Source organism: Hyella patelloides LEGE 07179, assembly GCF_900659865.1.
Lineage (GTDB): Bacteria > Cyanobacteriota > Cyanobacteriia > Cyanobacteriales > Xenococcaceae > Hyella > Hyella patelloides.
Genome location: NZ_LR213798.1, coordinates 1 through 24,846 on the forward strand (window position 1 = coordinate 1; position 24,846 = coordinate 24,846).

Annotated in this window: 22 protein-coding genes and 2 pseudogenes; 7 read left to right on the plus strand and 17 right to left on the minus strand. The window is 38.2% G+C overall.

Annotated features, from left to right (window positions below):
- Positions 1 to 283: 283 nt before the first annotated feature.
- From H1P_RS07495 to cofH, 4 genes are all read right to left on the minus strand, one after another.
- Positions 284 to 1,936, minus strand: a complete 1,653-nt coding sequence (locus H1P_RS07495) for a transporter substrate-binding domain-containing protein (protein ID WP_144865678.1) — start codon at positions 1,934 to 1,936, stop codon at positions 284 to 286.
- A 508-nt stretch (positions 1,937 to 2,444) separates the two neighbouring features.
- Positions 2,445 to 3,824 carry a UDP-glucose dehydrogenase family protein gene (locus H1P_RS07500; protein WP_144865679.1) on the minus strand — a complete coding sequence of 460 codons (1,380 nt, stop codon included), beginning with the start codon at positions 3,822 to 3,824 and terminating at the stop codon, positions 2,445 to 2,447.
- An 83-nt stretch (positions 3,825 to 3,907) separates the two neighbouring features.
- The gene (locus H1P_RS07505) at positions 3,908 to 4,846 is read right to left on the minus strand and encodes a UDP-glucuronic acid decarboxylase family protein (protein WP_144865681.1); all 939 of its coding nucleotides are present in this window, start codon (positions 4,844 to 4,846) and stop codon (positions 3,908 to 3,910) included.
- 76 nt (positions 4,847 to 4,922) lie between these two features.
- Complete coding sequence (gene cofH, locus H1P_RS07510; protein WP_144865683.1) at positions 4,923 to 6,071, minus strand: 7,8-didemethyl-8-hydroxy-5-deazariboflavin synthase subunit CofH; 1,149 nt, start codon at positions 6,069 to 6,071, stop codon at positions 4,923 to 4,925.
- A gap of 26 nt (positions 6,072 to 6,097) precedes the next feature.
- Between cofH and H1P_RS07515 the strand changes: the two genes are divergently transcribed.
- Entirely contained in the window at positions 6,098 to 7,747 is a 1,650-nt protein-coding gene (locus tag H1P_RS07515; RefSeq protein WP_144865685.1) for an LA_3751/LA_3752 family putative glycosyltransferase, read from the plus strand.
- 139 nt (positions 7,748 to 7,886) lie between these two features.
- Here the strand turns inward: H1P_RS07515 and H1P_RS07520 are convergent, their stop codons facing one another.
- From H1P_RS07520 to tnpA, 7 genes and pseudogenes are all read right to left on the minus strand, one after another.
- Complete coding sequence (locus tag H1P_RS07520) at positions 7,887 to 8,564, minus strand: RNA polymerase sigma factor (protein WP_144865687.1); 678 nt, start codon at positions 8,562 to 8,564, stop codon at positions 7,887 to 7,889.
- Positions 8,554 to 8,679, minus strand: coding sequence for a hypothetical protein (locus H1P_RS38850; RefSeq protein WP_281291117.1), 126 nt, complete (start codon positions 8,677 to 8,679; stop codon positions 8,554 to 8,556). Before H1P_RS38850 ends, H1P_RS07520 begins: the two co-directional genes overlap by 11 nt.
- Positions 8,680 to 8,789: 110 nt before the next feature.
- Positions 8,790 to 9,221 carry a GNAT family N-acetyltransferase gene (locus tag H1P_RS07525; protein WP_144865689.1) on the minus strand — a complete coding sequence of 144 codons (432 nt, stop codon included), beginning with the start codon at positions 9,219 to 9,221 and terminating at the stop codon, positions 8,790 to 8,792.
- Between the two features lie 99 nt (positions 9,222 to 9,320).
- Positions 9,321 to 9,698: a hypothetical protein gene (locus H1P_RS07530; protein WP_144865691.1), complete on the minus strand. Its 378-nt coding sequence runs from the start codon at positions 9,696 to 9,698 to the stop codon at positions 9,321 to 9,323.
- 117 nt (positions 9,699 to 9,815) lie between these two features.
- Positions 9,816 to 10,361, minus strand: a complete 546-nt coding sequence (locus H1P_RS07535) for a GNAT family N-acetyltransferase (protein WP_144865693.1) — start codon at positions 10,359 to 10,361, stop codon at positions 9,816 to 9,818.
- Between the two features lie 144 nt (positions 10,362 to 10,505).
- Positions 10,506 to 11,141, minus strand: coding sequence for a LysE family translocator (locus tag H1P_RS07540; protein WP_144865695.1), 636 nt, complete (start codon positions 11,139 to 11,141; stop codon positions 10,506 to 10,508).
- Between the two features lie 172 nt (positions 11,142 to 11,313).
- Positions 11,314 to 11,580: pseudogene (tnpA, locus tag H1P_RS07545) on the minus strand (IS200/IS605 family transposase); the annotation flags it as partial.
- Positions 11,581 to 11,870: 290 nt separating this feature from the next.
- Here tnpA and H1P_RS07550 point away from each other — a divergent pair.
- The gene (locus H1P_RS07550; protein ID WP_144865697.1) at positions 11,871 to 13,112 is read left to right on the plus strand and encodes a Zn-dependent hydrolase; all 1,242 of its coding nucleotides are present in this window, start codon (positions 11,871 to 11,873) and stop codon (positions 13,110 to 13,112) included.
- Positions 13,113 to 13,319: 207 nt separating this feature from the next.
- Here the strand turns inward: H1P_RS07550 and H1P_RS07560 are convergent.
- The 3 genes and pseudogenes from H1P_RS07560 to H1P_RS07570 form a co-directional block, all read right to left on the minus strand.
- Positions 13,320 to 13,565 (minus strand): annotated as a pseudogene (locus H1P_RS07560) (molecular chaperone DnaK); the annotation flags it as partial.
- A gap of 302 nt (positions 13,566 to 13,867) precedes the next feature.
- The gene (locus H1P_RS07565) at positions 13,868 to 14,371 is read right to left on the minus strand and encodes a GNAT family N-acetyltransferase (protein ID WP_144865701.1); all 504 of its coding nucleotides are present in this window, start codon (positions 14,369 to 14,371) and stop codon (positions 13,868 to 13,870) included.
- Between the two features lie 209 nt (positions 14,372 to 14,580).
- The gene (locus H1P_RS07570) at positions 14,581 to 15,135 is read right to left on the minus strand and encodes a carboxymuconolactone decarboxylase family protein (protein ID WP_144865703.1); all 555 of its coding nucleotides are present in this window, start codon (positions 15,133 to 15,135) and stop codon (positions 14,581 to 14,583) included.
- A 101-nt stretch (positions 15,136 to 15,236) separates the two neighbouring features.
- Between H1P_RS07570 and H1P_RS07575 the strand changes: the two genes are divergently transcribed.
- Positions 15,237 to 15,824 (plus strand): TetR/AcrR family transcriptional regulator, encoded by a 588-nt coding sequence (locus tag H1P_RS07575; protein WP_144865705.1) that lies wholly within the window; start codon positions 15,237 to 15,239, stop codon positions 15,822 to 15,824.
- Between the two features lie 365 nt (positions 15,825 to 16,189).
- Positions 16,190 to 16,345, plus strand: a complete 156-nt coding sequence (locus H1P_RS07580; RefSeq protein ID WP_144865707.1) for a helix-turn-helix domain-containing protein — start codon at positions 16,190 to 16,192, stop codon at positions 16,343 to 16,345.
- Between the two features lie 371 nt (positions 16,346 to 16,716).
- On the opposite strand, the gene H1P_RS07585 is transcribed toward H1P_RS07580, so the two are convergent.
- Positions 16,717 to 17,091 (minus strand): helix-turn-helix domain-containing protein, encoded by a 375-nt coding sequence (locus H1P_RS07585; protein ID WP_144865709.1) that lies wholly within the window; start codon positions 17,089 to 17,091, stop codon positions 16,717 to 16,719.
- Positions 17,092 to 17,773: 682 nt separating this feature from the next.
- Here H1P_RS07585 and H1P_RS07590 point away from each other — a divergent pair.
- Entirely contained in the window at positions 17,774 to 19,600 is a 1,827-nt protein-coding gene (locus H1P_RS07590) for a pentapeptide repeat-containing protein (protein ID WP_186375879.1), read from the plus strand.
- Positions 19,601 to 19,661: 61 nt separating this feature from the next.
- Here the strand turns inward: H1P_RS07590 and ltrA are convergent, their stop codons facing one another.
- Positions 19,662 to 21,476 (minus strand): group II intron reverse transcriptase/maturase, encoded by a 1,815-nt coding sequence (gene ltrA, locus H1P_RS07595; protein ID WP_144865713.1) that lies wholly within the window; start codon positions 21,474 to 21,476, stop codon positions 19,662 to 19,664.
- 722 nt (positions 21,477 to 22,198) lie between these two features.
- Here ltrA and H1P_RS35880 point away from each other — a divergent pair.
- Positions 22,199 to 22,369: a hypothetical protein gene (locus tag H1P_RS35880; RefSeq protein WP_186375880.1), complete on the plus strand. Its 171-nt coding sequence runs from the start codon at positions 22,199 to 22,201 to the stop codon at positions 22,367 to 22,369.
- 132 nt (positions 22,370 to 22,501) lie between these two features.
- The gene (gene sppA / locus H1P_RS07600; protein WP_144865715.1) at positions 22,502 to 24,319 is read left to right on the plus strand and encodes a signal peptide peptidase SppA; all 1,818 of its coding nucleotides are present in this window, start codon (positions 22,502 to 22,504) and stop codon (positions 24,317 to 24,319) included.
- Between the two features lie 79 nt (positions 24,320 to 24,398).
- Here sppA and H1P_RS07605 read toward each other — a convergent pair whose 3' ends face one another.
- A complete protein-coding gene (locus H1P_RS07605) occupies positions 24,399 to 24,779 on the minus strand; it encodes a ribosomal maturation YjgA family protein (protein ID WP_246141517.1) in 381 nt (126 codons plus the stop codon).
- Between the last annotated feature and the right edge of the window lie 67 nt (positions 24,780 to 24,846).

The following is a 24,846-nucleotide window of genomic DNA, read 5'->3' on the forward strand; positions in this document are numbered from 1 at the left end:
TTTAACCAATGGATGATTAGAGGTAGATCATCTGCTCGTTCTGAAATCGTTCCTTTCAATAATATAGCTCTCTCTATTCATTGAATTTCAATAACAGCATACACTTTAGCTATTTTATTTCCCTAATCATTTTTGATTTAAGCGAACCGTGAGTAAGGAAATTAATTGGAATGACTATATTGAATGTCGATCGTACTCTGTATTTTCTTCCGTTTAGGTTTCCAGCAGGAGAATTGCTCACCCTGCTTTTGCTTTATGTATGTTGCCTTCTGAGATCACGCCTTTAGTCTCCAAACCATCTGGTTTTAATTTCCTGATAAGTTCCATCTTCCATTAGCTGTAGTAAAGCAGAGTTAATTTGCTTACGGTAAGGACTATTAATTGGTAAAGCAATACCGTAATTTTGAGGCTTAAAGATACTTCCTACTATTTTTACCTTTCCTGCTCCTTGATTATGGACATAGTATTGTAAAGCTGGAGCATCATAAACTAGAGCGTCTATTTGCCGAGTTTGTAGAGCTAGATAAGCTTGCTCTTGATTTTTGTAGGGAATAGTAGCTATTTTCTGTTCTCTGAGATATTGGTTAGCAGTAGTTCCTGCAATAGTAGCAACTTCTTTTCCTCTTAAATCCTCAATTCCTTTGATGCTGGAATTCAAGCCATCTATGGTTAAGCTGGTAGTTACGGTAGCAGTGAAATAGGCAAAAATAAAGTATCCCGCACACATCCAGAATAAACCAAATATTCTTCCTGGCAATTTACGGGGTGTTTTGTCACCATAGCCCACAGTGGTAACTGTCACCGCAGCCCACCAAAAAGATTCCCAAATACCCTGCGAATATCCTGAAGGAAATTCTGGATTATGATTGCGTTCTGTCAACCAAATAATGTGAGCAGCAACTAACAAAATAAGAATAAAAACACCAATACCAAAGTAAAGTTGAGGGCGAGTAACTATGGCTAATATTCTGTTCCAAATAGATTGGGAAATAGTTGTTGCTCGCTGAGGTACTAAAATTTGCAACCCCGATTCGTAGTAGGAATGAGAAAAATCCATTTCTTGTTCTCTTTCTGCGGTAATGCTAATACCAGCGATCGCTATATCCGCAGTGTTATTTTTTACTTGATTTAGTAGTCGATCGATTGTCTCAACACCAGATAGCTCATAATTAATTCCTAGTCGCTCTGCGATCTCATCCCAAAAATCAATACTAAAACCTTGATAACGATCTTCTTCATAGTTAACTAGGGGTTCAAATCTTTTGGTAACTACTTTGAAGGTTTTGTTTGTAGTTGCGGTGGCTTCTTTGGAGGTAGAGTTATTAACTAGGGTAGCTACAGGTTGTTCTTTGGTTTCTACAGTTTGCTTTTTGGCGATCGCTAGCCAATGATTTACCCGTTCTCGGTTGCGATCGATCCATTGACGGGGATAATTCTGATTCAGAGTGATGTTTTTTGGCTTGTTTTCTGAGGTCAGAGAGACCCCGCCTTGAAAAGACGGGGCTTCCTCTGACTTCGTTAAAGTAAGATATTCATCAATATCTTGGGGAGGAATAGTAACTAACTCTAACAACTTTTGGGTTACTAAGTTAGTTGCCATTAATTTTTCAGAAGAAAGCCGAACATTACTATTTTTAGAAGTAATAATCGGCACTAAATGTAAATCTTTATTTTCGAGACTTTGAACGATTTCGACTTGATAACCCAACTCTGCTAACAACTGTTTGACTACTTCTAGATTGAGCCTGGTTACTTGTAGAATAGGTTGATTAACTACAGAAACTCCCTCGGAAACTTGAGGTGGGGAACTTCCTAACAAAGGTTGGTAAGCGGTGAAGATTAATAAGATGACTAGAGTAAAGGCGGTTAATCCTAATCGCAAGAGGTTACTTGGTAAAATTTTTTTTTGCCAGAAATTTATAATGTTATCGATCATTATTTTTTAATTGATTTCTTGCCTTTACAGTGAACTTTAGTTAGTTGTCTCTATTTACTCAAATAAGTCTTGTTTTGATTGTTCTTAATCTTACTTATGATAAATATTTTAAGTTTCTCTTGGAGAAACAATATATACAGAGTGTTACTGTTTTAGCCAAAAATGTGGTCTGTCATCATAATTTGGTATTATAGCGTTACGTATTAACGTTAAGACGGGGCGTACAAGCACCGCCCTTCGAAGGCGGTGTCAGCCCCTCACATTTTTGGGCATTTTAATCAAAAAACTCATTACTTATTACTTATTACTTATTACTTATTACTTCCGATCTCGTAAATTTTAATGTCCTAATCTAATTTTGTACGGCTATAGCTTACCCTGAAAAAGTATACTGTTAAAATCAAATTGGATGTTATATCCCATCACAAACAAAAAAAGATGGGCATTGCCCATCCTAGAGATTTTCCAGATAAAATAAATTAAATTTACTTTACTGTTGGTTACTTGATTAGTGACCGATACCAAGATAGCGGAAACCAGCTTGTTCTAAAGTGGAACGATCTAAGAAATTACGACCATCAATAATTACGGGATTGTTCATTTGGTTTGCCATTTTGCCAAAGTCTAGTTTGATAAATTCTTTCCAATCAGTAACTAAAACCAGAGCATCACAGCCATCTGCTAACATCTCGGCATCAGTTTCGATAATTACTCCAGTTAAACCATGACTGAGTCCTGATTGAGAAACAATCGGATCGTAAGCTTTGACTCTTGCACCGAGGCGATTTAATTGTTCAATGAGAGTTAAAGCAGGAGCATCTCTCATATCGTCAGTATCGGGTTTAAAAGTAAGTCCTAGTAAACCAACAGTTTTACCTTTGAGAATTTTTAACTCTTGTTGTAATTTCTCTAAGGAAATAGAACGTTGACGAATGTTGACACTCACCGCAGATTTTAAAAGTTCTGCCTCATAACCATAATCATCAGCAGTATGAATTAATGCCGAGACATCTTTAGGGAAACAAGAGCCTCCCCAACCAATACCAGCTTGTAAAAATTTGTTACCAATACGGGAGTCTAAACCGATACCTTTGGCTACTTGAACCACATCTGCACCTACACGATCGCATATATTAGCTACTTCGTTGATAAAACTGATTTTAGTAGCGAGGAAGGAGTTAGCAGCATACTTGATCATTTCAGCCGAACTCAAGTCGGTAACTACCACTGGTACAGGGGGTAGAGACTTATCTTTAGCGACTTTTCTGTTGACAATGGGTTGATAGAGTTCCTGCATCATAGCGATCGCTTTTTCTCCATTACCACCCAACACAATGCGATCTGGGTTAAAGGTATCAAAAACTGCCGAGCCTTCGCGCAAGAATTCTGGGTTACTGACAACATCAAAGTTAACGTTGGCGTTTTCTGTACTGACTCCACCAGCACCCACGAGAGATTTTTGTTTTTCGGTGGCACCATCTAGTACGATCATGCGTACCCAATCCCCCGAACCAATGGGAACGGTGGATTTGTTGACAATAACTTTATAGTCGCTCTTGAGATGAGTGCCAATTCCACGAGCCACAGCTTCTACATAACGAGTATCGCTTTCTCCTGTGGGCAAAGGAGGAGTTCCCACTGCAATAAATAAAATTTCTCCATGATCTACTCCTTTAGCGAGATCGGAAGTAAATGTGAGCTTTCCTGAAGCAGCCGAAGATTGCATTAATTCTGACAATCCTGGCTCATAAATAGGGGATTGTCCTGATTGCATTAATTTAACTTTTTCTTCGTTGTTATCAACACATATCACATCATGACCAATGTGAGATAAACAAACACCTGTTACTAATCCAACATATCCTGTGCCAATGACGCAAACACGCATAGTATTTAATCCTCAATTTATGAATAAGCTGTTACCAATAGCGATCGCTAATTTAAAATTCTAATGCAGATCGACAATTATACCTAAGATTTTTGAGCTTCCAAACGAGTGCGGAAGTCGTCAATAGTTAGTTTTAATCCTTCTTGGAGAGAAATCGTCGGTTTCCAACCTAACCATTGTTTAGCCCTAGTAATATCTGGTTGTCGCTGTTTGGGGTCGTCTTGGGGTAAGGGTTTAAAGACTAATTTTGCATCAGGATTGACCATTTTTTGAATAGTTTGTGCCAATTCGAGAATTGTATACTCTCCAGGGTTACCAATGTTAACAGGGCCAATATGATCTCCATTCATGAGGCGAATCATACCTTCTATCAAATCAGAGGCATAACAAAAACTACGAGTTTGTGAACCATCTCCATAAATAGTTAAAGGAATACCTTTTAATGCTTGAACAATAAAATTACTAACTACTCGTCCATCATTTTCCAGCATTCGAGGGCCATAAGTATTAAAAATACGCATTACTCGAATATCTACGTTGTTTTGACGATGGTAGTCAAAAGCTAGAGTTTCCGCTACTCTTTTTCCCTCATCGTAACAACTTCTAGTACCGATACAATTAACGTTTCCTCTATAATCTTCAGTCTGGGGATGCACATCAGGATCGCCATAAACTTCTGAAGTAGAAGCCAGCAGAAATCTTGCTTTAACTCTTTTGGCTAGTCCTAACATATTCAATGTTCCCATCACGTTAACTTTGATGGTTTTTACAGGATTGTATTGGTAATGAACAGGAGATGCGGGACAAGCTAAGTGATAAATTTGATCCACTTCCAAACGAATAGGTTCAGTAATATCGTGGCGAATTAATTCAAAATAGGGATGACCTACCCAATTGAGGATATTACGTTTATGACCAGTGTAAAAGTTATCTAAACAAAGAACTTCATGTCCTTGTGCCATTAAACGATCTATCAGGTGAGAACCAAGAAAACCCGCGCCACCAGTAACTAATACTCTCATGCACATATTCTTGTAGTAATTTTCATGTCAATTTTAGACTAACTTCAACAAAATTGAAGTTATTCCAGGTTACCCATTAGTTATTTATACTATGATATGTAGTATTTCTTTGACTACAGGGGCGTTTTAAAGAAGCGATCGCTTTTTGGAGCTTGTCAACACTCATACAAGTGCCTCCTTTTGCTCCTGCCATAGTGGTAATATGTTCTTCCATCAGTGTACCTCCTATATCGTTACAACCCCAGAGCAGTGCTTCTGTAGCTGCTTCTAAACCTAGTTTGACCCAACTGGGTTGATGATTCTGTATCCAATTACCTAAAAATATTCTGGCGACAGCAGTGAGTAATAAAGTATCGGCAATTATGGGTTGATCTCTGCCTACTCTCTTACGGATAGGTGCGGGGGCTGATTCTCCGACAAAGGGAAGGATAATAAATTCCGTGATTTTGGCAGGATAGTTATATTGTAAGGCTTTTTGTTGTAGCGATCGCAATTTACTCAAGTGACTTATTTGTTGTTCTGGGGTTTCTACATGACCAGATAACATGGTGCTAGTGGTGGGAATGCCTAAACGATGGGCGGTACTGACAATTTCTAACCAGGTAGCAGTGTTAATTTTTTCAGGACAAATAATTTTTCTAACGGGATCATCGAGTATTTCCGCAGCAGTACCAGGCATAGAGCCTAATCCAACGGATTTAAGGGCAATTATAACCTTTTCATAACTCAGATGGTCTTCACGGGCGATAAACTGGATTTCCTGGGGAGAAAAAGCATGGAGGTGTATCTGGGGAAAGTGCTGCTTAATGGTTTTAATTAGCTGTTGATAATAAGCCAGAGATGTTCCATTTATTTTGGCTTCTGGATGTAATCCTCCCTGCATACAAATTTCTGTCGCTCCTTGAGCTACTGCTTCGACTGTTTTTGCCATAATTTGCTCTGTATTAAGCCAAAATGCTCCTTCTGTATCCGCATCACGACGGAAAGCACAAAAGCTACAATGTTGCTCGCAAATGTTGGTGAAGTTAATATTGCGATTGACAACATAGGTAACAGTTTCACCAATTTGTTTTTGCCTCAAATAGTCTGCGGTATTTTTAATTTCCGCGATTTTTGATGGCTGTTGCTGTTGTAGCAATATTAAGGCTTCTGATTCTGCAATATCTTGACCTCGAATTGCTTTTTCTAAAATAGTATCTATTATTTTGGTTTTTTGAACGTACATTGCTGATTTAATTATCTAAACTTTGAATGAAATTAAAATCTATTTCTTTAGTGATTATCTTCGGAGGAATTTTATTTTCTCTTTTGCTACAGGGACAAGTTGCTGATGGAGTTTATTTTAGTGGAGATGGGGGACTAAAAGCTTTACTGGCAAAACAGTTAGCTAGTGGAGATTTCCGTTTTTATTTAGCTACTCCTGATGTGGCTTGGGTTAGAGAGTTATGGGATACTGGGTTATATCCTTACGATAAACCTTATGTTTATCAGGTAGCAGGAAAATACTATATTACGTTTCCCTATACCTTTCCTTTGGTGGCTGCGCCTTTTTATGCTTTGTTTGGCTACCGAGGTTTATATGTTATTCCGTTGGTATCTTGTTGGGTTATTTGGCTTGTTTTTTATTTAGATTGTCTAAAACTTAAGTTAGATAGTTTAGTAACTGCTTTAGGACTAATATGTTTAATTTTTGGCTCTTATCTAACTGTCTATAGTGCTATGTATTGGGAGCATACTTTTGCTTTAGCATTAGCTTTTACAGGACTTTCTTTATGGTTTTTCTTTAATGATGTTACTAGCCCATCTACAGTTAAAACTATTATGAGCGGTATTTTAATTGGGTTGTCTGTTTGGTTTCGACCAGAATTTATTTGTGTAGTAGTGATTATGATTGGCTTGGCTATTTTTACCAGTAGCTATTTTTGGTGGCAGAATATTATATTTTTAGACTTTAAACAATTACAACCAATTCTTTTTGCCACTAAACAACAGTTAATTTTAGTTATTAGTACAATTGTTACTGTTGTCGGTTTCTTTGTAACCAATAAAATCATTTATGGTTATGCCGTGGGGATACATGGTATTCAAGTAGTTGAATCCATTGCTTTAAGCGATCGCTTATTGGGAAGTTGGCAAAACTTTACAAGTATGAGTAGCGATCTTTTAGAATATTTACCAATTATTATTTTTCCGATTTTATGTGCAGTTTTTTATCTTATTCAAAGAGTAATATTATTACAATTTAAGTTAATTGATTTTCCGATTATATATATAATTATCTACTTGGCTATTATTGCTTTTATGATTGGTGTTTCCTTGTTAGTTCCTGTGGGTACTCAAGGGTTAATTCCAGGAGGTAAACAATGGGGGGTCAGATTTTTACTAATGCTGGTACCAGTAATTATTTTATTAACCAGCGTTCAGTTACAACAGGCAAATAATAATAAAATTATTAAATATAGTGCTATTTTTATCGTAGTTTTACTGTCTGCGATCGGCATTCATAAAAATGTTTGGCAAGCTACTCAAATACTCGCAAAAAATAATCAAGAAACTGCTCCTGCTGTAGAATTCATACAAACAAACAACAATCAATATATTGTAATATCCCATGAATTTGTTGGTCAATCTCTACAAGCATCTACTACAGAACAAGAAATCTTTTTTACTATTAATAAAGTTCCCGAATTAATCCAGTTTTCTCAAAAACTAATCGAGCAACAACAAACCCAATTTGTCTATATTTGTTATCCTCATCGTGCTTGTAAGTTACCAGATACTAAAATAGTAGACTTACAATTTGAGCAAAGCGATCGACCATATCAAATTCAACTCAATAGTTTAGGTAAATTTGGAAAATATCCCATTTATCAAGGGAACGTTATACAGCTTAAAAAATAAAGGGGCTTTGCTCCAGCTATAAGCCATAAGCTATAAGCTTTAAGCTGGTATGTAGGCAGTTAGCTTAAAAGCAAGTGAGCTTAGAGCTTTAAAAAGATAATCGAGCAACAAAAAACCCAGTTTATCTATCTTTATTTTCTTAATCTTTCGATGGAGGCGTTGCTTCGCTAATGATTTTGTTACATTCATCTACACATTCGCCACAGATGTAAATGCGTGCATTTCTGACAATTGGCCCTGCAATCAGAAAATTTACCTGCTCTTTGTCTTTACCACAAAATGAACAGTAAAGCTCTTTCTCAGTGTAAGTAATAGTGTTACTTGTCATTGTTTTCTGCTCCTGAACTAAAGTAGATTGAGTTTGATTTTTAAGAGGTAACAATTGTTTTCTCAGTTGATGGCGAGCCTTATGCAAACGTCCCTTTACCGCACCAACTGAAATATTTAAACGATCTGCTACTTCTTGTAAACTAAGTTGTTCTTGGTAGAACAGCAAAGTCGCCAGACGATTTCTGTGAGATAGACCATCAATAGCTTGTAGTAATGCAGTATGTAGTTCTCTTTGTTCCGCAATCTGCTGGGGGTCGGGGGAACTTTCACCAATTGATAATGGTTCACTACCTAAATCTCCAATCATTGTTTCGAGAGAAAAGGGAATTATCTTACGACGACGCAAATCATTACGACAAACATTGAGAACAATGCCATATAACCAACTTTTAAAGCGTTTGGGATTGCGAAGTTTTTTTAGTGACAGATAGGCTTGTAACATAGCCTCCTGCACAAGCTCTTGAGCCAAATCTTCGTTACCAATCATTCCGATTAGCAATCTGTTGAGCCATTGGTTGATAGCGTAACACAAGCCGACCGAATGCAGTTTTATCTCCCTCTAATGCTAAAAAAAATAATTCTGTATCACTAGGCTCTGACACATTTACCTCACTAAAAGAGTCTATTTAATAGTGGCAAAGTGAAGAGAAAAGGTTACTTATTTATTAAAATTGCGATCGCTCTATTTTCCTAAATTACTAATCTATGATGTTTAGCTAAGAGCAATTTCTAGCAACAGAACTCCTTGAGAATAAGTATGCTGACACCATTGATACTTCTGTTTAATCTTTTCGGGAATTTTACTACTGTTTGAACATTCCACAAAACCCATTCCTTTGTAAAAGTTACCAAGATTGGTGAATGGAATACAGTATAAATGTTCATAATTGGCTTGTAGCAGCAAATGTTGGACGATTTTTCTGGCTACAGATTGCCCTCGAAACTTCGGTAGAACATAAATTCCTCCCAATTCCCACACTTCATTATCTATATAAACTAACCGCCCTAAACCCGCCTTTTGGCGATCGCTTATTGCTATAAATTGGCGACTGCTTAAATCTGTGGCAACAAACCCAATTGAGTCGTATTGTTGGTTAACCCACTCTAATTCATCTGGGTATATTTCTCGAATGCAGATTGCCATATTAGACTTGTCGGGAAATAAAAACGTAATCAAATCTTGATTGTACTACAACTCGGTTTCAGGTTTTGGCAACACAACTAATTCAACATCAGGTTGCTATCAAAAAGAGGCTGGTCTTTTGTAAGAAAAATAACGATTTAAATCTTTGCTACAAGCGATATAAATCACAATAATTGCACTGAGAACGGTCAAGATCGAGCTTCCAACAATAAGGACGGTAGAGAGCTTTGAATATAGGGCAATAACCAATGCTATTAGAGCAACAACCAGAAAACTAAAGATACCCATTAGAACCCACTTAGCCCATTTGCGCCCTTGTAAAACAAAGTACATCACTACAATGGTGACTAAAATGCGACCAATAGCCCATATATCTTTTGCAATAGCCACCAGCATGGCATCTAAGACGATATGCACCAAAAACATAGCTAGCAATTTATTTCGAGCTTTCAGGGCGGATTGGTCAAACTGAGACATGAATTTCACGAGAGAAATAACATAACTTATATATACCGTGAAATGCTTGATTGGAATAGAGGCGAGCCTTTCGTCATTGTAAATTCCTGATTTTTGCGATCGCTATAGCTCGATAAGTTATAATTGGTAGTAATCAGATTTTAGTATGCTCATCAAAATCGCGTTGTAATACTCACCCTGCCAAAAGAGTGCGTCACGCTTCACTCCCTCATGTTTAAAGCCCACTTTTTCGTAAACATATACAGCACGTGGATTAAATTCATAGACCTCCAAGTCAATACGATGTAGAGCTAAATTCTCGAATCCATATTGGAGTATTAGCTGTGTTGCTTGTGTTCCATAGCCTTTTCCAAAAAGTTTTTTGCTCAGAAGTGCAATACGAAAACTCGACGAACGGTTATGCCAGTTGATATCATTCAGCACAACTTCTCCCATCACTATGCTTGGGTTTTCCCTAGATGTAATAGCGTAGTCGACGCGATCGTCAGCATCAACAACTCGTGCATAATGTGCTTTGACTTGCTCAAACGTAAATGTTTGATACGTCCCTGTAAAATAATTGAGATCTCGATCCGTTAAAGAAGCAAAAAAGACATCGGCATCTTCAGCACATATAGGACGTAGGATAACAGTTTCACCGTATAAAATAGGTTGATCGAGCATCGGAAATAAAATACCTTTTAAAAGAAATTAAAAACTTTTGGAGGCACTTACTTATGTGATTATTTTGTCGAACAATTAGTAATAAGATTTAGCTCTGACTACCTTTATAGTTTCTGCATTGACAAGCTGCATTTTGAAAATACTTTACTTTTGCTCGGCTACAGCTACATATGCTCCAAGTCCAATTAATGTAAACCCTGAAGTAATGCGCTGACCTTGTCTAAATCTATAGCTTGTTTGCAACTTCTGTCCAATTGCTCCCGCGAATGTAGCCACAACAAAACCAGCTACGAAATTAAGTGAATTTGTGATTAGACCTAAAACTAGAAACTGGGTGAAAATATTGCCATTGGCGACATTAATAAACTGTGGAATAAACGCCAAAAAAAATAACGCTGTTTTAGGGTTTAGAATCTCGGTAATAATTCCTTGATAGAATGCACTTTTTCTGCGTTTCGGCTCTAATATCGACCGATTTGAAGGTGATATAGTATCTCGACTCAAGAGAGTTCTAAGTCCCAAGTAAATTAGATAAGTCGCTCCGACATATTTCACAATAGTAAATGCTACAGCAGAAGTCATTAATAGGCTAGAAATTCCGATTGTTGCTGCAAAAACATGAAAAAGTCCTCCTACAAAAAGACCTAAGCCAGATAAGACACCTTCAGCTTTACCACCGTGAAGACTACGTGCCAAGATGTAGAGAATACCTGGCCCTGGAGTAATGCTGAGAATAAAGCTAGCTGTAAGGAAAAGACCAAAAGTTGCCAGATCGGGCATATTAAACTCTACTACTAATTGCTAAATATCTTACAGTTTAATCCACCACAGTATATCCGATTTAGCTAATCGGCGAGAAGCCCTACATCTGTATGCGATAGCATTTCTTGTAGGATGGGGCGTTTAAACTGCGCGGGAAACCCACGCAGTCAGCCCCTCATGAATCGCCTTCTCATGTTATTGGTTTGTCTTGATTTTCGATATATTTTCTGAGAGTAGAAATAGTTACACCTCCACACGAAGCAAGAAAGTAACTACTGTTCCAGACAACTTTTTTCTGATAGTAAGTTTTCTCTAGTTCTAGCAGAAATTCCTGTCTCAACTTTCGACTAGAAACGCTTTTGAGGCTGTTGACCAGTCTACTTAACTGTACCTCTGGATGATACTGAAAAAGTAAGTGAATATGATCTTGTTCGCCATTAAACTCAACTATCTTACACGCGATATTAATAGCTCGGTTAACGTCAAGAGGCGTGGGCTGGACTTGTTCCCACGAATCAAACGCCGTAAGGAGAATCCAGTAGTGATTGAATCCACTACCAATAGTATCCTGAAGGAAGTTCTGCTTGTCCATCAATTGTGGGCAACTCAGAAGCCCACGTCTGTACCGTCAGGTCAGCGTGGGTAAGTCACCTTCATAACTGTATTCAGCAACACTTCTCAAAAATCAGGTCTTGGCTTTTAATGTTTGTATACAGTATGCAAAATTTTTTAGCCTCTATTCATTTTATGAAATCAATTATTTATAATCACTTATTAATAAATGGCGATCGCTTGAATCAAAGTATTGCTCGTTTAGCTCAAATTGGCAAACTTCCCAAAGGTGGTGTAAAACGCATCGCCTATAGTACAGAAGATATAGAAGCTCGTAACCTAGTAATGCACTGGATGAAAGAACTTCAAATGCAAGTCAGAATTGATGCTGCGGGTAACATTATTGGCAAATATTCAGGGAAATATCCCGATCTACCAGCCATAGCAACGGGTTCGCACATTGATACCGTTCCCTGTGGTGGGCATTATGATGGTGCTTATGGAGTCTTAGCAGGATTAGAAGTAGTGCGAGTTCTCCATGAAAATCAGCTAAAACTGGATCGCGCTATAGAAGTAATTGTCTTTACCGACGAAGAAAGTACGATGATTGGCTCTAAAGCCATCTCTGGTAGAGTAATTAACAATCCTGGTTATTATCGTCGTCCCGATGGCACTGATATTTATACCTGTTTAGAAAGAGTAGGGGGTAACTGGGATTATATTGCTCAGGCTCGTCGTTCTTCTCAAGATATTGCTGCATTTGTGGAACTTCATGTGGAACAAGGACCTGTTTTAGAATCGATGCACAAACAAATCGGTGTTGTAGAAGGTATTGTGGGACAAAGACGATTTAAAATTACTGTCCAAGGTAGTGCTAACCATGCAGGTACAACACCAATGCAGATGCGCTGTGATGCTCTGGTAGCTGCTGCTCAAGTAGTGTTAGCTGTTAATAAAATCGGTAATACTCCTGGGCAACAAGTAGCTACAGTGGGTAAAATGCAAGTCTCTCCCAATGCTGCTAATGTCATTCCTGGTTGGGTAGAAATGAGTCTGGACATTCGCGATTTATCCAGTTTACATATTGATAGCTTGCTCGAAAAATTACGCACCCATCTAGAGGGAATTGCCGTTGCTACCAAAACCCAAATTAGTTTAAATTCTTGTTTGCATAATGAACCAGCATTAGTCGAACCCTATTTACAAAAAGCGATCGCCAATAGTTGCCAACATCTCAATTTAACCTACACTCATTTGCCCAGTCGCGCCAGTCACGATGCTCAAGAAATGGCGCAAATCACTGATATGGGGATGATTTTTGTTCCTAGTGAAATGGGAGTATCCCACGATTCTGGGGAATACACCTCCCCAGAGCAATGTACCCAAGGAGCTAATGTGTTGCTGCAAACTTTAATTCAATTAGATAGCCACTATTAATAATATTTAAACTGTTTCTACCAGTTGATTGTTTAAGGTTGTAAGGTCAATTTCATATTGTTGAAGTAGGTTACTTAAAGCAACATTATCTGTTTCTGCTAATCGAACTAAACCCCACAAAGGAAAGAACCAAAAGATAATCTACATTGTAGAAAGTGTTTATAAAAACCATTTTGGAGCTATTGAATCTTGATTCCATCCTGCTTTATATTGCAGTCGTACTTCTTTATTTAATTCATACAAAATATCTTGCAAGTTGGCTTCAGCAATCACAAGTGTTTCTTCATCGTCTCTTTCTAAACTGCTTAATATATCTTGGCATAAATTGTCAACCTGGCGACGATAATGACTCGCGAACTGACTTCCAAAGTCAAGAGCTATCTCTTTTAATAACCGTTGCGCTCGAATCACTAAATCTTTAGCACTATTACTTTTTTCCACAGATTCTTGTCTTCTTACTGCTTCCATGTACCATTATACAAATTGTAGAACTTTAGCAGAAACATCAGAGTGAATCTTTTCTTTGTGTACATTATGTACAATAACAGACTATGTAATTACTGTAGAAATTACTTTGATATCATGTAAACAAAATAGTTTGATTTTTGTATTCGTTAATAAATTCTATTCATCTTTAAATTAGCAATGTTGAGTACAGCGATCGCATTATTACTTGCAGTTACCATTTTGCTAACTTTTATGAGTTTTTTTTCTTCTTGCTTTTAGGTATCATTTAAACAATTGAGAACTCTCTACTAGGATCGCTTTTCTATTTGGGAAATACTCAAAACTTTTTCCATAAGCAAGCACCATCCCTCATCCTCAACCAATTTAAACCCAGTTCGATGATACAAAGACTGAACTGGATTATCTTTAAAGACTCTCAGTTGAATTTTACTTTTCTTTCTTCTACTGGCAATCTCTTCAACAAATTTTAGCAATGCCGTACCAATTCCACGCCCACGAAACTGTTGAACTAGCTGCAATGTCTCAAGGTATAAGCAGTGGGGTCGATCGCGTAAAGAAAAAAAACCAATACAATTACGATCGCAAAACAACATAAGATATCGTTCGGGAAACTTCGGTTCTTCTTGATGGCGGTTTTCGTTCCAACCAATTGTTTTAATTAAAGAATCATAGAAATTTGCTCTAGTTAATTCTCGAATAAATTGTCCGTCGCCTTGGCGATCGCAAGGCTCTATTGAGATTGAAAATACCTGCTCATCTCTTGAAATTTCTAGTATTTTGTTTTCGCTCATTATCTTTGCCAGCTAAATCAATTAGAGTTTTTGCATCTCGAAGTTTAGCTGGCTTATAAGCTGCCCAGCCTCCGAGAGCGGAAATGTTGAGCCAATTATATTTTTCTGCAATTCTCTAGAATAAATCACAAAAGCGATTACGCGACTCGTAGCCGATCAATTGCGATTTAATCCATGAAATATATGAGTTTTAGAGTTTTAAACTATTGCTACGTGCTTGGTTTTGACCAAATGTTAGGTTGAAATTGCCGATCCAGAGGGGTTTTAGCAATATGATTTGTGTAGTTATGCATTACTTTAACAGCTATACCTAAAATTACTTCTAATACTTGCTGTTTACTGTATCCAGCAGTCATAAATGCTTCAATTTCACGATCTTCAACCCAACCGCGTTCCTGTACCATCTTTTGAGTAAAACGACGTAATGCTTGTAACTTTGGCTCTGGCATCGGTGTTCCATTTCTTAAAGCTTCAATATTCTCCTGAGATATTCCCGTCATTTTGGCTAATCCTGAATGAGCTGCCATGCAGTAGCTACAAGAATTTTCATAGTTGGCTGTCAAATAAATAACCTGCTGTTCAATAGGAGTAAAACTGGTAGTTTCAAATAAATCCCACAACGTCATCGAGCCTTTTAACAAAGCTGGGGCTTCAGCCAAAATGCCCTCTAAATTAGGAATAAAACCAAAAGTTTCTTTGGCATGAGCTAATGCTTCTTTCGACTCATCTGGTGCTGTTTCTAAAGCATGAATTGTAAATTCCATCGATTTAACATTTTGATTAAATAATTAAGGAGACAAGTCTGTCTACCTAATTTATTGATAGTATATATCTATGGAGACAAGTTTGTCTACTTTGAAACAAAATGACATCTACCAATCATTCTCGCCAGCAAATCTTAGAAACTGCCTCGCAACTTTTTTATCAAAAGGGAATTCAAAAGGTCGGTATTAACGAAATTATCGCTACTAGCGGTGTAGCGAAAAGAACGCTTTATCGACACTTCGCTTCCAAAGACGAACTGATTGAAGAAGTCATGAAACATCGAGCTACAGAATGGTTGCGTTGGTTTGAAACAGCAGTTCAAAATCGTGGCAATACACCAAAAGAGAGATTGCTAGCTACTTTTGATGTGTTGCGGGAATGGTATGCTAGTCCAGATTTTAGGGGCTGTCCTTTTATTAACGCGGTGCTAGAAATAGCCGATGCCTCTCATCCCGCACATAATGTTTCAGTAGGAGTAAGAGAATCAATTCGGATGCAGATCGAGCGACTAGCCGAACAAGCAGGAGTGGAAAATGCAAAATCATTTTCTCAACAATATTTGCTTTTAATTGGAGGAGCAAGTTTAATGGCAACCATAGAAGGATTTTCAGGTGGTGCTAATTACGCACAACAGGCATTATCTACATTGATTGATAGTTCCTTACAACAGCCTCAAACTCAAATATGATTTTACACATCGCAGTATAAGTTTAAATAGTTTAATCGTTTGTATATTCAATAAACGCCATAATATTAAAATTTACTCTGATATCTCGCTCTAAAATTATTATCTGTTAGGTAATACTAGCGATCTACTCAAGCAAGCTTTTTGAGCAATCTGAAATATTTAAAGATCTCTATTTTATAAGCTTTCCAGCCTTTGGAATCGGAAATATCTAACTAATTATGCTTTTCAATTAATTCTTGAGGAGCGAGCATTCGAGTAAGTTGCTGTCTTTTTGGGCATCTTTATTGATTCAGAAATTCTACTGATTAGGGGCGATCGCATTATCAAGACTACTACACTCAATTTAGTCATCTGTCAATGACGGTTTGATATCTTTTATAACATTTTCCAACATTAGCAGAAAAGCTCAAACCATTACTCAAGCTTCAGAACTATTAGGAAGACATCGAGTCACTTTACAAGATTGGATAGCCAAATATCGCCAGAGAGGTTTAGAAAGTTTGTTGAAACGAGCTAGTTAGCCCAGGAATAGCCAAAAAGATTCCAGCATGGGCAGAAAAAGCCTTAGCTACAAGATTAGAAGAGCCAGAGGGCTTTGAGAGTTTTAGTGCTATTTGCCAATAGTTAGAAACTAACCTCGGTATCACAGCAAAATACAAAACCGTACATAGCCTGGTTTACGACAAACTAAAGGCTTCTCCTAAAATAGCTAGACCCCAAAGTACAGAACAGTCAGAAGCAAGATTAGAAGCTTTTAAAAAAGCCCTAAAGGATTCCCTTCGGTCACGCACCGCCCCGTCTGAGGTTTCCTCAGACATAGGGACGGACAAGGCTTTAAGTCCGATATGGGAGTATATTTATCGAATCGTTACCATATACCGCATTCATCTCCTCACGTCCTTTGAGAGTCTTCTGCTGGAAGAGAGAGATAATCTTCTAACTCTTGTCTTTTACGAGGTGAAAGTTTTGGTACACAAGCCCTGATAACCTCTAGGGGTTCCGTTGTCGTGATTACTGAGCGAGCATCACTGCCAAAGAGAAACAATACCAATTCCAAATAAGTCCAGCCTTTTAGCTGGGCGATACGCTGGAGATTTTTTTCATTGGGAAGGCGAATTTGCTTTTCCCAATCTTGAATTGAGGTGTAGGAAATTTTGAGGCGTTTAGCAAACTGACGCTGAGTGTCACTGCCTCGCAATTCCTTGAGCAATTTAGCTAAATTATGTTTAGCCAGAGTATCTTCAGAAGTAATTATAAAAGTAGCCAACTATTTTGTTTTCCTAAAAACTGACATTTACCCCCAAATATCATCAATTTAAGGACTTAACCCCTAAAATGGGAACTGTGATTATACTTAAATTAAACTTTTCCGTATTGGTGGTTATAAATAACACTTATAAAGAATACCTACCTAGCGTAAATTCTTTGTGAAAGTTTGATGAGAGATATTTAATCAATTCGGCATTGAGCCGAGATTAAGTACCTAGGTAAAATTGTTGACACTATTTTTTCTCTGTTGCTTGTTACCTGTGTTCACTATTGGTACTTAGACAAAAAATAATAAGAAAACAGCCTCAAACCCAAGTAGGGCAATGGATATACACAAAGCAGAAAAAATAGCCTAAATTTAATTATAACAAGAAAACAAGCAAATTTCCGTAAAATTTTTACTTTGTATAGGTTTTCCGCTGTTTGTGACTAAAAAATGTCTAAGTCCTACTTAGCTATACCATTTTGCAAGATGGTCGCAAAACTATATAAATTTATCTATAGTTTTGAAATAAAAAAACTATAGAAGTCTATTGACATTTCTAGTTTGTCAATGAGTTAATTAAACTCAGCGCAGTGACAAATCAGAATTGTCATCTTGGCACACATCCTTTTGATTCCAAGGATTTGGCATTATTGACAGTTCCATTATCCCTCAAGAATTTTAGGAGTACATGAAAATGACAGTCTTCAACTTTAGCGAGCAAGACCTGGTCGGTAATAACTTTAGCGGTGATAATCTCAATGGTTCTACTTTCTTTAAAGCCACTCTCACCAATGTTTCATTTGTTGGCACAAGGCTAAGAGGGACTAACTTTGAAGAAACAAGTTGGTTAAATGTTGATGCAACCAATGCTAATTTTAGACCCAGTGCTAACTTTCCCACAACTAGTTTATTTAAAGCCTCATTAGAAAATGTCAACCTCACTGGTGCTAACCTACGAGAGGTAAATCTGGAGGAAATCAGCACCACTGCCCTTAATCTCTCCAACGCTAACTTACAGAACGCTAATCTTTTTAAAGCAGAACTCGGTGGTGCTAACTTGACTGGTGCTAATTTTACCAATGCTAATTTGCTAGAGGCGACTATCGAAGAGGCTATCCTAGACGGGACAAATTTCACGGGAGTTGACTTTACGGGAGTTGGCTTCACGGATAATACTCTCAACAACGCTACCTTTGATTTGGCAAATCTCAGCGATGTGCAGTGGAGTGATATTTTGCCAGTTGGCGGAGCAACCTCAACCAATTCCAGTTTCCGAGGTGCTAATTTGACAAACTTCAGTGCCGAAGACCTCAATCTTGGTGGTGCTGACTTTAGTAACTTTGATGGCAGTAACCCAACTATACTGACTGGTGTTAGTTTCGCTGATACTGTTCTCAATGATGCAAATTTCAGTGGTGTTTCTGCCGAAGGTATCTTTCTCGAAGGTGCCAATTTAACTAATGCCAACTTCACTGGAGCAGATTTCAGTAATGCTAACTTAAATAATGCAATTCTCACTGGAGCTATCTTGACTGGAGGGGTTGAACTTGATGGTGCATTCCTCGAAGGAGTCGATTTTAGTGGGGTTGACTTAACAGGAGCTAATCTCAGTGGAGCCAACCTCAAAGGAGCTAACCTATCTGGAGCAGACTTGACTGGTGTCAATTTAAGTGGCGCAGACTTGATTGAGGTGAATTTGACTGGTGCTGAACTAGATGATGCCAACTTGGTAGGTGCTAACTTGGAAAAAGCTAATTTAAGCAACGCCATCTTTACCGATGGAGCCGATGCTGACACCATTGGCGCGGACTTATCGGGAATCAACTTTGTTGACGGTATTGCACTCAATGCTGACTTTACTGATGCTCTGCTTGTGAATGCGAACCTCAGCAAAGCCGACTTTACAGGATCTACTTTAGATGGTGCCGATTTGACTGGGGCGATTTTAGTAGACACTACTCTCCCAGGCAACACAATTACAGGGACTTCTGGTGCTGATTCACTAACTGGGACAGCTACTCCTGACTTGATTGATGGCTTAGAAGGCAATGACAGTCTTGAAGGCTTAGGAGGCAATGACACTCTCTTAGGTGGCGTAGGCCGAGATACCCTTAGAGGTGGAGCTAATAACGACTCTCTCGAAGGAGGAGGAGGACAAGATAACTTAAGAGGTCAAGCTGGCAATGACCTCCTGTTTGGTAATGGAGGTAGAGACGTTCTCCGAGGAGGAGGAGGAGAAGATTTTCTTGCAGGAGGAAACGGCGATGATACTTTGATTGGCGGTAATGGAGCTGACGAATTTGAAATCGGTCAGGGTGGGACTGACACCATCCAAGACTTCCAAGATGGCACCGATTTGTTTGTGTTGTTTGAAGGAGCAACAACTGAAATCCTCTTTACCGACTTGACGATTGAAACTGCTGGCAGCGATACTCAGATTTCTTTGACTGCTAATAACGATATTATTGCGATCGTTGAGAATGTCGATTCCAGCTTAATCACCGCCTTGGATTTCGATTAGGCTCATTTGTTGCTAGCTTTGGCGATGCTTTGAAAATATAACTAGGCGTCAATATGTTGAACTAAGCCGAAGAGTCACCTCTCCGACTCGTCTGCAAAACGGAGCGTGAAAGTTTCCCCTCACTCCGCTCCTCGCTAATACAGCTTTTGTCATAAGTACCTAGATTAGTAACCAGATTTTGAGTGTCTTGTCTGGTTTTCTGGTGGTGACAATGTTTATGCAGAAGTTGAAGATTATCTCTTCGATTCTTTCCACCCAAGGATTTAGGCAGAATATGGTCGAGTTCTAATCTGTCTTCTTCTCGAAAATACAATCCACACTTATTACATTTTCCTTTCTGCCTGCGAAGAAGAAAAGCCTTAGTGCTAGGCATTTGAGGATGTTTGCCCATTCTCGAACTCCAGTAAATCAAGTCGCCATCCATTGGCGAAGCAATACCTTTAACCTTGATATGTCTGACAATTTTAGTGTCGGCATGATTAAATAGCTTGAATGGATTATCTGAGTCATTAAGAGCAAAACACCAGTGGTTATTACCAATGGTTCTCCAGTATTTACGAGAGATCCATTGCCACGATTTATTGTGATGACGACGTTTCGCCCATCGACAGAGTCTGTTGTACAGTAATTCATCTAATCTGCTGAAGATTCTCTTACTACAGACCGACGAGAAGTAATTTGACCATCCTTTGATAATCGGGTTTAAAGCAGCAATCAAGTCTCCTTGAGATACTGCCTTACGTTTATCAATAATTTGTCCAAGTCTTCGATAATGTACTTTTTGACTATCTTTGCTGGGTTTAATTAGGGTTTTATAACCCCGCCGAGAGTGATATTTTCCTACTGGATACTGCCTAATGTTAAAACCGAGAAAGTCAAATCCAGGGGATGACCCTTGATGCGATTTCAGAGTATGTACTAGGCGTGTTTTGCTTGATTTGAGTGACAACCCTAATGTTTCTAGCCACTTAGCTATTATGTCTTGACACTTAAGAACTACTGACAAATCTTCATGCATACAGACAAAATCATCTGCATACCTAATTAAGTGAAGAGTTTGACGTTTACGGTCTTTGGAGAGGTAGCTACCGTTAGGATAAAGAAGCTTTAACCCTTCAGCAAAATCTTTAACCTTATTCTCCATTCCATGTAAAGCAATATTAGCTAATAATGGCGAAATTGTTCCACCTTGGGGTGTTCCAGTTTTACTAGAAAACAATTCTCCTTTATCCATAATTCCCGCTTTTAACCAAGCTTTGATTTGTCGTCGTAGCTTGGGGAAGGTTTGGAGTTTATCAAGGAGAACTTGATGGTTGATTTTATCGAAACATTGAGCAATATCGGCATCTAAAACATATTTAGGTTTTTGACTGATACCGATATGTATTGCTACAATCGCATCCTGACAGCTTCTGCCTGGGCGAAAGCCATAAGAGTTACTTTCAAAGAGAGCTTCCCATTGTGGTTCTAATGCCAATTTGACCAAAGCTTGTAATGCTCGGTCAAAGATAGTTGGTATACCTAACCCACGCTTTTCAGTTTTTCCAGGCTTTGGTATCCAAACTCGGCGCACTGGTTTGGCTTTATGCCCCAGTTTTAGTTGACTTACCAGGTTTAGACGTGCTTCTGGGGACAGAGATTTTACTCCATCCACTCCTGCCGTCTTTTTACCTTGGTTATCTTGGGTTACTCTTCTAACTGCCAGGCATTTTGCTGAACGAGAGTTGACCATCAATCTCTGAAGTTTGTGGACTGTCAGTATGTCACCACGACTACTGGCTCGATAGATTCGCTTTTGTAACTTGTAGACAAAACGCTCTAGCTTATGCCAGGGAATGTTTTGCCATTCATACGTAGTCTGATTTAACTCGTTCATGGTTGGGATTACTAATCACGACTCTATCTTCTGTATTACCGTGTGTCTGTCAGCCTATCCTTACCATTACAGAAAGGCATTTGCTTCTGACACAATCCCTCCACCTTCTTGGTTTATAGCTAGCAACCTGCTCGGATAATTATTTTCGAGAACCAGGAAGAGGTTAATTCGTTCCTATTAGTCATTGGTTTGAATCCGAAGAAGTCTGTATCTCCACCGAGATGAATTAAGAGTGTTTGTTGATAAAACCCTGATTATCAACACTTGTCTCATCTTTTGCCTTAAGGCTCAGGCGTATCAACCTCTTGAGCCTGTTTCGCATGACGATGGCTCAAACTACAGTTTGCTGATGCTACTCATAGATTCCTGCTTGAAGGGATTCTCAATTAGGTTATGAGTTACCTCCTTTTCTTCCCGCTTCATCTCTGGAATTGCTACAACCAAAAATGGGGAGGATGCTTTTACTGGAACACCACCAGAGTCGGACTTGTAAGATTGATTTCTTACTCACCAACATGACTAATAAGTTGTCAAGGTTCTTTTACCATTGCGCCTAATCCCCCTCTCCAAATAAGGATTGGTTTCTAGACAACGAATCACACAGGGTTGCTGCGATATGAGGCAGCCTGTCTCTATAACCTATACTGTGTAAAAGATACAGGAATTGAAGCTCAATATAAAGCGATCGTTTTAATATAAGTTCAAACTTATCGTCGATAAATTTGAAGAACCAAGTTCGAGGGAAAATACGCTCATTATTTGGAAATATCGGTAACTTATTGGCAATTTTACCCAAAAAAGACCGCAAAAAGAGAGTATTGTCAAGAGATTTGGCGTTTTTAGTTTATTCTGAAATTTTACTGAATAAAAGCGATCGCATTTTTAAAGCATAAGTTAACTCAGGAAATATAAGATAAAGAAGTGATATAGATACAAAATTTTTAGGGAACTATAAAAATAATAAAGTTAAATACTATTATCATAGCTTTACGATACTCTAAACACTTCCAAATCTCTTAAAATCAATGGGTCAATTTTTAAAACAAACTATCGCCAGTATTATAGGTACAATCGCAGGGTTATTATTACTAATAACGATGGGAGCGACTGGTTTTGTTATGTTGCTGGTTGCTGCTACGGCTAATACTTCTCTTGAATCTACAGTCAAGAATAAATCAATTTTAGTGCTAGATTTATCTACTCCGATTCGCGATTCTTCTCCACCAGTAGATATTAGAAAAGTCGTTGCGGGAAATGCTGATAGCTCATTGACTTTGAGGGATGTGTTGCAATCTTTAGAAACCGCTAGTAAAGACGATCGCATTGTCGGATTGTTCTTAGATGGTCGTAAAGGCGGCGCTAATAGCGGTTACGCAGTGATGGCAGAAGTTCGAGATGCGATCGCCCAATTCCAAGCTACAGGGAAAAAAATTATTGCTTATGATGTAGGTTGGAGCGAACAAGAATACTATTTAGCTTCTGTGGCTGATGAGGTACTGTTAAACCCAATGGGAATGTTGGAATTTAACGGCTTGAGTTCTCAGCAAACCTTCTTTAAAGGTGCTTTAGACAAGTATGGCATAGGAGTCCAAATAGTCCGCGTTGGCGACTACAAATCAGCCGTTGAACCCTATACTAGAGACAATTTAAGCAAGGAAAATCGTCAACAAACAGCAGATGTTTTGGATGATTTGTGGCAAAAGTTTTTAACTACAGTGGGGGAAAATCGTCAGCTAGATACCAAAGATTTACAGCAAATTGCTGATAGTCAAGGATTTGTTGAACCAAAAGATGCAGAAAAAATGGGCTTGATTGATGAAATTGCTTACTTTGATACAGCAAACGCTAAATTGCGGGAGTTAACAGGGGAATCTGGTAAAAAGAAGGAATCTTTTCGCCAAATTAGCCTGAAAGATTACAGTAAAGACCGCTTGAATTCAGATCGAGATGCTAACCTCAACACTGATGTAACCAATCAAATTGCTGTTGTTTATGCAGAAGGCTCTATTGTAGGGGGAAAAGGGAATGTCGAGCAAATAGGAAGCGATCGCTTTTCTCAAGAGTTTCGTGAGTTACGAGAAGACAATAATGTCAAAGCTATTGTGCTGCGGGTTAATAGTCCAGGGGGAAGTGCTACCGCATCTGAGGTGATTCTGCGGGAAGTTTTATTAACTAAAAAAGAAAAGCCTGTAATTGTCTCGATGGGTAATATAGCTGCTTCTGGAGGCTATTGGATATCTGCTGGTGCTGATTATATTTTTGCGGAAGAAAATACGATTACAGGTTCGATTGGGGTCTTTGGCTTGTTACCCAATATTCAAGAAATTGGTAATAATAATGGTATTACTTGGGATGTCGTGCAAACAGGCAAATTGGCGGATATTGGCTCTACTGTACGACCTAAAACTGATGCTGAGTTAGCTATTTTTCAAAAATCGGTCAAACAAACCTATAATTTGTTTCTGAAAAAAGTAGCTCGCTATCGTAACTTACCCAAAGAAGAAGTAAATCGAATTGCTCAAGGTAAAATTTGGTCGGGAAAAGAAGCTTCCAAAATTGGTTTAGTAGATCGAATTGGTGGCTTAGAAGCAGCGATCGCTTATGCAGCAGAAAAAGCAGAATTAGGCAAAAACTGGAATGTTCAAGAATATCCAAAAAATCGCAGTTGGGAAACAGAAATTGTCGATCGCCTTTTACAAGTAGAAGCCATTCAAAAAATCGATCAAAGCGATCCTTTTACAGAAGAATTACATAAAATAAAAGAGGATTTTCAGATTTTGCAATCCTTTAACGATCCGCGTAATATTTATGCTCATTCATCTTTTGATGTAGATATTAATTAGTTTATAAGCAAGAATAAAAAAAGAAAAAGAAAAAGAAAGAAGCAAAACTTAGATTACGAGTATCGGAAAAATTCTTTCCTTATCTCTCATCCTTTTGAGGACGAAGGACGGTTAGTTGATAAATTCTATCTAATAGTAACCAACCTAAAAAAGAGCCAAGGGCATAATGGGGAAAATCCCACCACACAAAGGCAGAGCCTAATAATAACTTCCAGATTATTGTCTCACGAAGGGTAACTGGTACGCGGTCAAAAAACAATTGTGAAACTTCAATTATGCTGGTAACTATAAATACCCAAATAGGAATAGTTACTACGGCTTTTTTGCTGGGAAAAAACCAAAAGAAAACCAAGCACCAAAGGATTTCGTATAAAATATCCCCTGAATAGTCATTTACCCAACTTTGTCCAATTCCCGTATAAGCTTTAGACAATAAACCCAAAGGAACAATTACTAGCAAGAGGATAAATATAATAAAGTGGCGATTCAAAATAATAGGTAATTAATAAACTCTCGTCTCAAATTAG